This is a genomic window from Arenicella xantha (assembly GCF_003315245.1).
GTDB classification, from domain to species: domain Bacteria; phylum Pseudomonadota; class Gammaproteobacteria; order Arenicellales; family Arenicellaceae; genus Arenicella; species Arenicella xantha.
The window spans coordinates 584423-597639 of record NZ_QNRT01000002.1; the positions used below are offsets into that span (position 1 = coordinate 584423).

Sequence of the window (13217 nt, forward strand, 5' to 3'; positions counted from 1 at the left end):
GAGTTGAAGCATCATTGGGGCAAGCGTCAATATACCAGCGCAGCGCTGGTTTACCGCTGCCCCGCTATTTACCCGTTCAACAATTACCCTTTCCACGGTCGAACGACTACAATGCTGTTATTCCATTTTCTATCATCGGTAGCGCTTCAAACGCTACCCATTTGCCGATGTTTAGTTTTCTAAATCAGCTGTTCTCTTCACTGTTTTTCAGCACACCGGTACCGGCCAAACTGAATCAGCAACACCGTGCTTTTCTCACCTCCACGGTCTCGTTTTACGCCGCCTTAAACGCGTCAGAGCGCCTCGAGTTCGAGTCTCGTTGTGTATCCTTTATTCAAAGCACCGTGTTTATTGGTCATCAACTAGAAGTATCAGATGAAGACAAACTGCTCGTGGCCGCTGGATCTGTAATATTGGCGTGGGGATTTCCTCAATGGCATTACGTTAAAGTCGGCACAGTTTATCTGGTCGCCACAACTATCGGTCAAGAGGTCACACAAGATAGCGGCTCAGCGATTACCGGCATGGTCGGGACCCAGCACTTATCAAATAAGCTATTTTTAAGCCAACCGGCCTTGCACCAAGGGTTCAGCAACGATCGTGATAAACGTAATGTAGCGATCCACGAATTTGCTCATCTTATCGACTTAGCCGATGGCGACATCGACGGACTTCCGCAACAACTCACCGAACATTCGTTTGCACTGCCTTGGTTAGACTTAGTCAAACAAAAAATTAGCGACATTAATCAACGTAAAAGCGACATACGAGACTATGGAGCGACCAATAATGCGGAGTTTTTTGCGGTAATTAGCGAGTATTTTTTCGAACGTCCTAAATTATTGAAACGTAAACACCCTGAAATCTATCAGGCTCTACAAAAGTTCTATCGTCAGGACCGAGCTGCTGTACAACAGACCCTTAGAATTCGTAAAAAGGCGCCCTGCCCTTGTGGTAGCGGAAAACGTTTCAAACGCTGTTGTATGCTATCAGAAACGTAGAATTCAAAAGCATCCAACAGCAGCCTTTCTCGAGGTCAACCGTCGCGCACCGATGTAAACTGACGCCGCAACATTCACTTAATATGTGATAAAAATCAGGGCGTAAATTGTCATGTGTATTAGGCAACAACCCCACACACTCAGGTTTCACAAAACACAATGCAAAGCCCCGTTGATAGCTTCCCTGAACTCTATAAATTCCTCAAAACATTCCATGACATTCCCGAGTCGCTGCTGTCAGTGGCAGGACTATCGATCAATAAAGTGTTGCTAAAAAAAGGCGAGCACCTGTTGAAGGTAGGTCAACCTTCTGGCAAGGCAGGCTTTGTGGTAAACGGCTTATGCCGACAGTATTACCTCGCTGAAGATGGCAAAGAATTCACCAAGTACTTTCAACCACCGGGGCTCGTCGCGATCGCGTTTGCAGAAGTCATCCGAGGCGTGCCAGCGCGCTGCTGCATCCAAGCGGTAACCGATACCGAATTGTACGTAATGACGCATCCTGATTTTTGGAGTTTATTCGATATAGACCTCGATACTAATATTCTCGGAAAAAAGATAGCGGAACGATTCTTTGTCGAGAAAGACCAACGCGAATACGAATTCTTGCATTTCGATGCCGCTCAACGTTATCGTGCTTTTCAGCAAAAATACGGCGAATTTGAACACCTGATACCGAAATATCAAATCGCCTCGTATATCGGTATCACAGCCGTAAGCCTTAGCCGTCTACTTACCAAACCAAGCACTGAATAGCTAGCATCTAGAGTTAACCAATCCTCTACTTAGATAGGGTATATTCGGTTTCTATATCCACCTCAAAAAATATTGATGTTTTGCAAATAATGAAGCAGGTAAAGCTGATTGAGTCCTTAGACGACTTAGACAGCGTCTGGAAAGCGTTCGTTCCACTTGCGAGAGAACTTGGGTTTGACTACGTCGTCTACACCATTTCAAATCACAATAACGATGAGTTTTTTTACTACGACAATTTTGGTCTGCATTCAGATAATGAGGCGGACTTTTATGATCCCTTCCTAGAGTTTTGCTGTCACAGCTACGACACCATGTTTACTGGATTGGAGTTCTCAGAGTTTAACGCTGGTTACAATTTACCGCCTAAGGCCATTGAACTCATAGAACTCGGCGCTAAGCTCGGTATGATTTCAGGGCTCGCTATTCCACTGCGCCTTGCTGGGTCCAATCGCTACGGCGGATTCAATTTAGGTACCGGATTAAAACGTAAAGCGCATCAGGCCTTATGTGCCGAAGTTGAGGGGGCTGCCCAGGTGGCGTGCATGTTGGTGCACCGACACATTGAAAAAATACTCGACCGAAAAAATATAATGGTTGCCCCTAACACGGTGAAGGATTCTTCCGCGAATGCAGATACTAATGGACTTGAGAATTTAACGCCGAAAGAAAACCGCGTGCTAAAAAAAATTGCCAACGGCTACTCACGAAAAAAGTGTGCTGAAGCCTTGTGCGTATCCGAAAGTACGGTTTCCACTCACATGAAGAATATCTATCGCAAGCTTGGCGTGCATAACCGAGTACAAGCGACTAAAATTATCGTTGAACACGAGTTAAGTATCAGCAATTAGCCGTTTAGCCAAGTGTGTTTATTAGAGCTTCGATGAATGGAACTGCGGTATTTAGTTTACTCTACACGCCCTGAATCGGCTGTCCAACCGGTGTTGTACCTGCCTCCAACGCGCCAAACACCTCTCATCGCGGCCTAATAACAATACATTAAGGCCCGATTCCCCTTGTACATTAATAGTGAATTTTGACTGAGCTCTAAATTGCTCCAACATGCTCTGCTTAGCGTTAGCCATCCACATATACTTCGTGAATACAATAATGATGGTAAAACTAAACGCTAGTCAGACGGCCAATAAATTTTAGCTATTGATACGATGAATTCTGAATATTTTCAGAAATGCTTCTGAGTCAATCAAAAAGATATGGGTATACTGGACGGAAGAACTATAAAACCTTAACGGCAGCTCCATTCGCTTAATAAGGTAATAATAAAAATTTTAATAAACATCAAAGGAAACTGCTAAATGACCGACCCAAAATCCTCTAGCAAACAATATCGTGCACTTGTACTGGTTTTACTCACTGTAGTTTATGGATTTAATTTTATCGATCGGCAAATAGTTGGCATTCTAGCGCCATTTATACAAAAGGATTTAGGGCTGACAAACACGCAGCTTGGCCTGTTGATTGGCCTAGCCTTCGCCGCTTTTTACACCGGTGTCGCGATTCCGATCGCCTGGCTGGCAGACCGCTATAACCGCGTTAACATACTGTCAATTTCATTAGCCATGTGGAGTGGTTTTACTGCGCTAACCGGCTTAGCAGGAAACTTTTTCCAAATCGGTATGGCACGTATGGGCGTGGGTATTGGCGAAGCCGGTGGCAGCCCACCGTCACATTCCATTATTTCGGATCTCTACGGCAAGGAAGAACGGGCTAGCGCACTCGGTGTTTACTCAATGGGTATTCCGCTTGGAATCATGTCAGCGTATTTCGCTACAGCGTTTCTGATGGGATCATCAGGTGAAGATGTCGATTGGCGACGAATTTTTGTGTTCCTTGGTTTGACTGGTGTCGCATTAGCGGTTGTTGTTCGTTTGGTGCTCCGTGAGCCAATCCGCGGCGCGATGGAATTCAAAAATCACGCAAGCATAAAGCAACCGCCGTTTAAAGAGTCTCTTAAGAGCCTACTCAAGATTCCTGCTTGGTGGGCAATGTGCTTTGGAATTGCTTTTGGTTCGTTCGTGTCATACGGATTTTCGGCCTTTCAAACGAAGTATTTGCGCCTTCTTGACCCCAGCTTCGACTTTCAAACCTTGGTCATCGTACTGGGTATTATCAACGGTACAACCTACGCCGGTGGCGCCTTTCTAGGTGCGAAAGTTGCTGACAAATGGGGCAGCAAAAATATTCGTGCCTACGGTTGGCTACCTGCGATTGCGATTGCTATCTGCCTCCCTGTCGCCATTATGGGGTTCTGGGTTTCGTCAGTATGGGTTCACTTGGGCTTTACGACCTTTTTACTGTTCTTCTTAGGCATCTACCTAGGTCCTAGCTTTGCTATCGCGCAGACTTTAGCACCGATTAATATGCGCGCTATGTCTACCGCCCTATTTTTCTTTATTCTCAATATGGTGGCATTAGGCGGTGGACCGACTTTCGCCGGCTGGTTAATAGATGTATTTAAACAAAGCAATGGTGATTTGATGTCAATGCGATACGCAATGACGGTAACTTGCTTAATGTTTATACCTTCGATTATAAGCTTTCTAATCGTTTCTAAAGTATTGCCTAAAGATTGGGATGCTGCAGAAAAAAGAAATATTAAGTTAGCCGAGGGATAAGGCCAAACGGAGGAGTCGACGCACACCAGTTGAACGTGCGTCTGGCTCCACTATTGTTTAGTGAGCGGCACACTCTTCATCTATCAAAAAAGCTTGGTGCAGATCGATGACCAAACCTTGACCGGCTAAGTCATAACAGCTCACACATTGTTCAAATAAGACCAAATAGAATCAAGCTGAGTGTCAGCCAATGATTGTGGAACGAGAACTCGTCCTTGTAAGCTCGAACTTCCTTTATCTCTCTAATGCTGCTCGCCAACTTTGGCACTACTCAGCGCTTAACAAAATTAATTAGCCGCATTCAGGTACTTACGCAAACTTAGTTCAACATTTTCCTTAATCTTCAAAACACCAGTTTTGGGAATGAAATTGATACTCAGTTTAAAGTTACTCTCATAGTATCGGTTTATGATTGTTCTAAACCGGTCTAACGATGAAATCATGGTAATCGGTGTATCTGGTAACTCTTCAGTCACAATATCCACTGCCTTGTGCTGCCCAGTTATAACATGATTGGTCTTTACCAGCTGGTCGTGAGCTTCACCACCTTTAGAATCCGGTGAATTACAATCCAATACAGCGAGTATCACGTTCTTATGCATGGACGCAGCCGTTTGTAATGACTTGATATTACTCACTTTTATAATCCGAATTCGCTTCAATTTCTGCCGCTGCGCTTCGTTAATACTCTTATCATTCATGAGCTCTTTGATCTCTGTTAACGTGAAATCAACCAACAACTCCATTTGGTCAAGGTCGTCTTCAAGGATAAGAATATTCGGATCGGTTTCAGGGCTTGGCATTTTATGAGGCGCTATTTAATCGAATTAACTAGAATGAGGACAAGCCAATTGATTAGGCCACTAGTACTAGCTAATCAGGCTGAGGTAAGCTATTCATTAAAGTACTAGATAGCTATTTATGCAAGGAATACTTTCAAATACATGAATACGAGAAAATAGCTGGTTTAGAGTATTTTTTAGTTTTACGCGGCGAATTGGCTACAAATAACCCAACTGAACGAGTAATACAAAACTCAAATTACTGGCTAGTAAACTATCAATTCTTGATAGAGTTCATTCAGTGAGCTAATCGTCAATGTTGGCTCCATACCCCAAGGGTCAAACACTGCGGCACTTGACCTTTGAACCCATACCGCTTGCATGCCGGCCGACATTGCACCAATCACATCGAATGGATTGCTTGAAACCAACCATGCACTGCTAACCGATGCCTTACTGGTAGTCAAAAAGTGCGTGTAAACATCAGGATTTGGTTTAAAAGACATCACGTCATCACAGCTGACAGTATCGAGAAATAGATCGCGAATACCCGCGTTATGCAATAATTCTTGAACCGCGTTTGTACTGCCATTGGAGAAGGCATATAGATTAACCTTAGCATTAACTAACAAAGTCAACCCGGCGCGTACATCGTTGAATGCTGGAAGGTTCCGATAGCTATCAAATAAGCGCTGTTTTTGCATCGCGGACAAGGACACGCCATGCTGCTGACACGCAAAGTCAAGCGCATGGCTGGTGCATGTGGCGAAGTCTACGTAACGTCGCATCAAACCTCGGCGAAATGAATATTCCAATTGTTTACTACGCCATGTTTCTGACAATAACCCAGCTCGGTCGCCAACCACCGCCTCCAAGCTAGCTAGCACGCCTTGGGTATCGATCAGCGTGCCATACACATCGAAGGCAATAGTGAGAGTTTGGCTAGATTGAGTCATGCTAAATTACTCCATGCTTACATCAAAGTTGTGTTGAAATGCGCTGATAGCTCCACAGTGATATAGCAATAACGGCAAAGAAAATAAGATGCAACACAAGCTTAGCATCGAAGGCAAAATTCAATGCCGGCAACGTGCTAATAGCTGGCAACGATTGAGTACCAATTAGCTTAACCAAAAAAGCATTCGCTGGCGGCGCAATCACGGTGGTAATCCAACCAAGAAACACTATTTGTAGCGTATAGGGCAATGCGTTGCGACTAATCAATAATGCGATCGCCGATGCAATTCCGTAACAAGCCGAAATGAATAGATGAACAAACCACGCGGATACTAGCGCTGTGCTTTCACTCATGGAGCCCAATTTCATATAACCTTCGGCATGGCGCTGAGTAAGCGCGGACATACCAAATAAGGGTTGTACAAAAATAAAGATAACGCCCACCAGCAACCCGATGACTACCGATGAAATTAATAATGTGATGGTTTTTTTTGTCATTTTTTGTTCATGTGCTTTGTACAATTGCGATTAGCAAAGAGAGTTACAGACCAGCAATTGATACCGAAAATTACGCACAGACTACCTATCGAGTGTCATAAACCTTGCAACAAGCTAAGCGATGCTAGCTTGTTACTTTCTCAGGGTAGACTTTCTCAGGTTAGCATGGCAATAAGCTTTAGTGCTAAGTGCAAGACGGCTGTTTCGCAACCGCCTTGCTCATTAGGTACTATTACGCGCCCCTTATAGGACAGTTAAACAACCTTATTCCACTCGTACTTTTGAAATACCGCGTCGACCGGTGTTTGCGCAAAGTGATTGGTATAGTTCGACATAATTTTCTGCGACAGGCCAAGAATGACCTCGAGTACTTGGCGCTTGGTGAAACCAGCATCTAAAAATGCCTGAACAGATGCGTCTTCAACCACACCACGATTTCTAACCACATCAAGCGTAAAATTTCGCAATTCCTCTAAACGTGCATTGGGTAATGGTGTTTCATTGCGCAAAGCTTCAGTAATGGCATCGTCCACCTTCATGCTTTTAGCGATCCCGGTATGCGCAGGAACGCAATAATGACATTCATGTTCTACGTTAATGGTTTGCCACACCACCGTAAGTTCGTCTTTATCAAAGCTTGAATTCATAAACTGCTCATGCACCGCACCATAAGCAGCAAACAAGCCTGGCGCCTCGGCCATAACGGCATGCAAGCCAGGAATTCTGCCGTTAGTCTTTTTCGACTTAGCGAGTAGCTCTTTGCTCTCGTCGGGGGCGGTTTCTTCAGTGTGTAGAGTAAAGTTAATCATAGTGTTTCCTAACAGGTATTGGGTTTGTTTATACTGATCGGTATAGACTATCTTGATTTGTACCGATAGGTCAACACAAACCTCTAACGTTTTACATCTATGCATAGCACTAATTCTTATGAAGCACTCGCATGCCCGCTCTAATAAGGGCGCATGGCATATTGAATCAATGCCTGGCCTATCGTTATTTGTACCAAACGGTATATATATGATATAAACGTGAGTGTCTAAATCCAACTAAAGACTCTGCCATGCCGTGGGAAAAATCATTTAACGAACAAGAAGTACTCGACAACGCAACGCAAGTGTTTTGGCAGAAAGGTTATGAGTCGACCTCTATCGCTGATCTGTTAGATCGAACTGGTCTTAATCGTGGCAGCCTTTACAACGCCTATGGTGGAAAGCAGGCGTTATTCATAAAAACCTTACTGAACTATGACCAGACTCGGCTTGAAATGCTGGCTGCATTAGAAGCGTTAGATGAACCAGTAAAAGCGATTACCAAATTTTTTGATGATGTTGTTTCAAGCACCTTGGCCGACACCGAACACAAGGGATGCTTTTTGTTTAACACCGCGTTGCAAATCCACGCTCATGATCGACAGGTCAATGAGATAGTCACGAATGGGATCAACCAAATAGAAGCGTTTTTTCGTCGTAGTATCGAAGTCGGTCAAGCACGCGGCGATATTCGCAAAGAACTAGATCCAGCCGAAACAGCTAAAACGCTAATAGCGTTAACCGTAGCGATTCGCGTATTAGGTCGCGGTGTGTTTAATAAATCAGCGTTACAGACTATTGCCAATCAGGCCAAGAAGATCATTCTCTAGGAATTAGCGTCAGGCGCACAATTACTGAGTCCAACGCACCGAATACTGAACGCCAAGTTGAGAACATAAACAAACAGCAATTAAAGATCGCTACCCCTTGCCGAGTATAGGTAGCAACACTCATGTGACAAGCAAGCCAGACCACCGCATTCAATCTAGCGCCACCTGAAAACGACGCCCTTGCTTTCCGACAATAGCGAGTAATGGAAAATTGGCGCCTATCTGCATATAACGGCAGGCCGTACAATTAATATTTGAATGACCTTTAAGCACATCACGGCGTACGCCAGCCACATCGATATCAAACCGCAATGTGGCTGGACTACACGTCTGAAGCATAATTAACATCGCCCCCGGCCATGCTAATTTCGACTTAGTGCTTTCATTAGCCTACCGGCATCGAACTGGTAGCAACACGCTCAATCGTGATCGGCGTTAACTAAACCCAGCAGAATCCGACAAAATTAAAAAGAGAATAACCAAAAAGATCAATCGCTTACATATAGTCTATTTGACTAATTTATTTATTGAGCTTACCATACGCGCCCCACGGAATCGATTAAGCACGGCTGCAGACTAGTTGACAACTATTCAGCCTTGCGGTTTCGGCCGTTACCCTATAAGCAATAACACCAGCTTGCTAACCGGCTTTCAGACAAGTTGCATACTCACCATTCGCTTCATTGCTGAAGCAAACAACAAGATACCCCCTACTCTATCCCATGAACCTAAATAAACTTATTAGCCTGATCTGCATCACCGCATCATGCAGTCATTTAGTACAGGCGCAATCCATTTCAGTAGAAAACCAAATCAACCGAATCGTGCCGATCGTTACCTATATGCTGCTCGCTGACTCGCCTTGCATAACCGAGTTATCCAGCGTTACAGAAAACCAATGCGTATTGATCGAGGAACACCTAAATCTAAACGGTGAAACGATAGACTTGCCGTCTAACGTCACCTTGAAATTTGCCGATGGTTCGCTCACCAATGGCAGCATTAACTTTAATGGTGGCTCGATTGATGGCGAGTTGCTAAACGCCTACTTAAATATTACTGGAACAGTCCAACTAAGCAACCCGATGGTCGAATTCGTTACTTCACGCTGGGATGTGGTTGAAGGTGAAGTCACTGATTTACGCGCCACACAAAACACCGAGGGCATGAATGAAGCTATTCAAAAAGTTCATAGCTTGGGCGGCACAACCTTGAAAATCGGCACACTTGACGCTTACTTTTACGGACGTGGCGGTTTAAATGGTCGTCACATTTATTACAGTAAAGAAGGCGCTTTGGAAAATGCCATCTTGATGCCGTCAAACTTCCACTTCATGATGAGTAAAACCACCATGCTGCGGGTACAACCATCCAATAACCCGGCCGACAGATTACTCGCAATAGTGAATGAGAGTAACGTTACGATTAGCGGTGGCAATCTGATTGGTGACCGATTCGAACACGATTATGCTTGCGTCGAAGACGTAGACGGGCTGCGACGAACAACACATGAATATGGAGCACTCATTGCCCTGTACGGTGCACACGACAGTCTAATAGACAATGTGATTATGGACAAATCAACGGGCGATGGAATATCAGCTCTTGGAACTGGTCTACGCGCGGCATCTGGCGAGTTACAAGGCAACAACCGTGAAAACTTTAGAGTCACTATTAATAAATCGACTATCAATCGGTCTCGCCGAAATAATATAAGCTTGACTGATGGTCGCACAATTATATTAACTGAAAACACCTTCAGCAACGCTGGCCATGGAGAGCAAATACCACAACGCCAATACAAAAGAGCCTTGGCGCCCGGTGAAGTGACTAAGGATCCGGTTGGCGGCCGTGGCTGCGCTTTTGAATTAGACCAGAACGGCCAAAAGATTCCCTTGTTTATCGATAATGGCGTGATCTCTGAAACGGGTACTAATCCGTATTTTTTCGCTACTCCGAATACCGCGGGCACCCTGCCTCGCTCTGGAATCGACTTAGAATCCTTTAGGGGGCGCGCAGCGGATGGCACTTTGATACAGTACGAACGAATTAGTGATGTACACCTAAGTAGAAACACATTTACCGGCAACACCACCGATTTGGTTCTGTTTTCCACAGATCATGTATACATTGATCGGAACTACTTTACCGATGGAATTAATGCCACTCAAGCAGCGGATCAAGTTTGGATCACCAATAACACCTTCATGCGTGGCGACGCTGAAACAAACCCCTATGTGCTAGCCAACCGCGCAATTTCGGTTAACTCAGTGATCAAGAAAGTTCAAGGAGTCGACACACAGTTAGTGCACGATTTTGAGATATCCGGCAACACGATCGTCGGCTATGACGCTGGCATGATTTTACGCGGCAACAATCTTGAGGTTCACCACAATTACATCAAGGATTCATTAACTGGTTTTACTTTCGAAAAGCAAGGTGAGAACATTCACCTGTACGACAACACCATCTACAGTAGAAAGAAGCTCTACAATGACCAAGGCCAAGCAACTCGATCTAGCACTGGCTACCATTTCTTCGCTGCGCCAAAAATGAAAAATGTGGTTATCGAAAATATCGAATATAACGTCGCTGGCAGCCCGCAATATTTTGATGACGGAACTGAAAAAGGCAGTACTGATATTGGTTATCGTCCTCTAGATATGGATCGATTCAATGCCGGATTACCATTCGGGCCGGAGCCGCAACTCACGATCGACAAAGCTATTTTTAAATCATCGGTCTTCGCTGGGCAGATCTACTCGTCGAATTCGCAGGGCGTGGTAATTAAGAACAGTCGAATCGGTGACAATATTGAAAACAAATTCATCAACGGGTCGACCGTCACCTTGGAAAATAATACCGGACTAGATTAACCACCGCTGTCGCTTAGCGAAAAATTCTAAATTTATCGCTAAGCAAATTTCCATCACCAACTAACGGCGCCTGTGCATTTTCACGGCGTCGTTAGTCTATCGAGTTTCCACTTTCACCGAATTCGCTATATGACAGCCCGTATAACTGCCCATTCGTAGACATCAACCCATCATAATTTGACGGCAAGGAACCAAAGGCTGACCCAGCTGCGATGCGACTAGGTCAGTCTTAAAACGCGATGCTCATGTAGCAATGCAACCGAACATTTGCTAGATCAAATCAATTAGTACCTACGAATAATATATCCCTAAGAGCAAACTAATTTGGTACGTCAAATGTCGTCCGTATTCCCCTTCTCTTTACTCTAGCCCAATAACCTCCCACGCTAATTACCGGTTCACCTAACATCGAAAATTTGGAGACTAGCCAGTCAAGAACATTTTGACAATAAAGATTGACATACGACAAGCACTGTATAAACATACAGCCTTCAATAATCACACAAAGAGGCTAAGCATCATGATTGGTTACGTAACACTGGGCACTAACGACTTTCCACGAGCGGTTGGATTTTACGATAGCTTATTCGGTTCGTTAGGAATTAAGCGCTTCATGGAAGAGGAAAATTATTTCGTTGCTTGGGCAGCAGCGCCGGACCAACCCTCCGTGGCGGTATCGGTTCCGTTCAACAAAGAAGCGGCTAGCGTCGGTAACGGCACGATGGTCGCCTTGGTAATGGACTCCCCAGAAAAAGTGGATGCGCTATACAACAAGGCAATGGAGCTGGGCGCAACAGACGAAGGACAACCCGGCTTTCGACCGACCGACGCGACGAGTGGCTTTTATGCTGGATACTTCCGAGACTTAGACGGTAATAAACTGAATGCTTTTTGCATCGTTGAGGGGTAAACCTTGGCTGCAAGCCGAATCTGAGTAATTAACAGATTCGGCTTTCAAACCTTCCCAGGAATATCAACACTTACTGACCAGGAATTAACCCACCACTGTGTTCGAAGGTATTTCCTGAAACAATCTTGTCGCTACTATTAATTAGAATATGGCCGAATCTAACTTCTTTATCGTCATTTTCATCCGCGTTAATACGGCCAAATTTATTATCGCGCACTACAATATCAGTCATGCCTTCGCCAATAGGCAAACTCCAATTACCACCGATCAGCCAATTATTCTCGATAACGATTCCATCGATACCGCTATCGGGAGCATCGTCGTGTTGGTGTAGAAAAATTGTAGCATTGGATTTATAGGGATCTACCAGTTCATTTACCGCCATATCAAAAAAGTTATTGCGATAAACGTGATTTTCCCAACGGCCGGAAGTAATGGTACCTTGCACACCATCAGCATGCGCTCCGCTCTTTGCGCCTAAATCATATACCCAACAGTTTTCCATAGTAAAATTACTGCCCTGTACCTTAACCCCATCACCACCACTTTCGTGAATTTCTAATCGACGCAAAGTTACGCCGTTTCGGACAATCACCGGGGCACTGGTATTGTTTCGCCCACCTTTAATTTCACCATCCTCAATCAGGACATTTTCTACCCCATCATAGTTAGTTTGCAATAAATACAAACCATCTGCTGACACTCGAAAATTTCGAACGATGACATTAGGCGCTTCAATTTTAAGTGATCCAGCGATGTCTAGATTTTCGACGATAAATGGGTCTTCAACCGTACCAGCACCACCACCAGCCCAATTCGCACGCACCCTCACACTACCGCTAGCCACCAGCAGGCTTTCATTCGTCGGCCCAGTATTTTGCGGCCCTGGTTTATCTGATGGAGTTGGGACCGGTGGCGTAACCGGATCGGTTGGCTCAGCGGTGGTATCGCTATTCAGCACCAGGTCAATGACTGGTGGAATAGTGGAAGCCTGAGCCGACAAAATTGCAGTAAACAATAGTGGAAATAGAAGTGGTTTTATTATCGCAGACGCTCTCATTTATAGCACTTAAGTATTTGATAATTATAGATCGATGGCATTCTACACAACAATTAGTGATAGCGCTGATTTACGATTCTTCAACCTGCAGAATATACCTATTGT

At 44.6% G+C, this 13217-nt stretch carries 13 protein-coding genes; 7 read left to right on the forward strand and 6 right to left on the reverse strand.

Annotated elements, in window-relative coordinates; all coding sequences use genetic code 11:
• Positions 1–14: 14 nt before the first annotated feature.
• The 4 genes from DFR28_RS08390 (at position 15) to DFR28_RS08405 (ending at position 4390) form a co-directional block, all read left to right on the forward strand.
• A complete protein-coding gene (locus DFR28_RS08390; protein WP_113953883.1) occupies positions 15–1001 on the forward strand; it encodes a zinc-dependent peptidase in 987 nt (328 codons plus the stop codon).
• A gap of 159 nt (positions 1002–1160) precedes the next feature.
• The gene (locus tag DFR28_RS08395; RefSeq protein WP_113953884.1) at positions 1161–1757 is read left to right on the forward strand and encodes a Crp/Fnr family transcriptional regulator; all 597 of its coding nucleotides are present in this window, start codon (positions 1161–1163) and stop codon (positions 1755–1757) included.
• 89 nt (positions 1758–1846) lie between these two features.
• A complete protein-coding gene (locus tag DFR28_RS08400; protein WP_113953885.1) occupies positions 1847–2605 on the forward strand; it encodes a helix-turn-helix transcriptional regulator in 759 nt (252 codons plus the stop codon).
• Between the two features lie 465 nt (positions 2606–3070).
• A complete protein-coding gene (locus tag DFR28_RS08405; protein WP_113953886.1) occupies positions 3071–4390 on the forward strand; it encodes a spinster family MFS transporter in 1320 nt (439 codons plus the stop codon).
• Between the two features lie 287 nt (positions 4391–4677).
• On the opposite strand, the gene DFR28_RS08410 is transcribed toward DFR28_RS08405, so the two are convergent.
• The 4 genes from DFR28_RS08410 to DFR28_RS08425 form a co-directional block, all read right to left on the reverse strand.
• Positions 4678–5193 (reverse strand): hypothetical protein, encoded by a 516-nt coding sequence (locus DFR28_RS08410; protein WP_113953887.1) that lies wholly within the window; start codon positions 5191–5193, stop codon positions 4678–4680.
• A 245-nt stretch (positions 5194–5438) separates the two neighbouring features.
• Positions 5439–6128, reverse strand: a complete 690-nt coding sequence (locus DFR28_RS08415) for a haloacid dehalogenase type II (RefSeq protein ID WP_113953888.1) — start codon at positions 6126–6128, stop codon at positions 5439–5441.
• A gap of 22 nt (positions 6129–6150) precedes the next feature.
• Positions 6151–6627, reverse strand: a complete 477-nt coding sequence (locus DFR28_RS08420; protein ID WP_113953889.1) for a hypothetical protein — start codon at positions 6625–6627, stop codon at positions 6151–6153.
• Between the two features lie 254 nt (positions 6628–6881).
• Positions 6882–7436 carry a carboxymuconolactone decarboxylase family protein gene (locus tag DFR28_RS08425; protein ID WP_113953890.1) on the reverse strand — a complete coding sequence of 185 codons (555 nt, stop codon included), beginning with the start codon at positions 7434–7436 and terminating at the stop codon, positions 6882–6884.
• A 251-nt stretch (positions 7437–7687) separates the two neighbouring features.
• Between DFR28_RS08425 and DFR28_RS08430 the strand changes: the two genes are divergently transcribed.
• The gene (locus tag DFR28_RS08430) at positions 7688–8266 is read left to right on the forward strand and encodes a TetR/AcrR family transcriptional regulator (protein WP_113953891.1); all 579 of its coding nucleotides are present in this window, start codon (positions 7688–7690) and stop codon (positions 8264–8266) included.
• A gap of 150 nt (positions 8267–8416) precedes the next feature.
• Here DFR28_RS08430 and DFR28_RS08435 read toward each other — a convergent pair whose 3' ends face one another.
• Complete coding sequence (locus tag DFR28_RS08435; protein WP_147250965.1) at positions 8417–8605, reverse strand: hypothetical protein; 189 nt, start codon at positions 8603–8605, stop codon at positions 8417–8419.
• Between the two features lie 383 nt (positions 8606–8988).
• Between DFR28_RS08435 and DFR28_RS08440 the strand changes: the two genes are divergently transcribed.
• Both DFR28_RS08440 and DFR28_RS08445 read left to right on the forward strand, forming a co-directional pair.
• Positions 8989–11142 carry a right-handed parallel beta-helix repeat-containing protein gene (locus DFR28_RS08440; RefSeq protein WP_113953893.1) on the forward strand — a complete coding sequence of 718 codons (2154 nt, stop codon included), beginning with the start codon at positions 8989–8991 and terminating at the stop codon, positions 11140–11142.
• Between the two features lie 520 nt (positions 11143–11662).
• Positions 11663–12052 carry a VOC family protein gene (locus DFR28_RS08445; RefSeq protein WP_113953894.1) on the forward strand — a complete coding sequence of 130 codons (390 nt, stop codon included), beginning with the start codon at positions 11663–11665 and terminating at the stop codon, positions 12050–12052.
• A gap of 70 nt (positions 12053–12122) precedes the next feature.
• On the opposite strand, the gene DFR28_RS08450 is transcribed toward DFR28_RS08445, so the two are convergent.
• Positions 12123–13112 (reverse strand): hypothetical protein, encoded by a 990-nt coding sequence (locus DFR28_RS08450; protein WP_113953895.1) that lies wholly within the window; start codon positions 13110–13112, stop codon positions 12123–12125.
• Between the last annotated feature and the right edge of the window lie 105 nt (positions 13113–13217).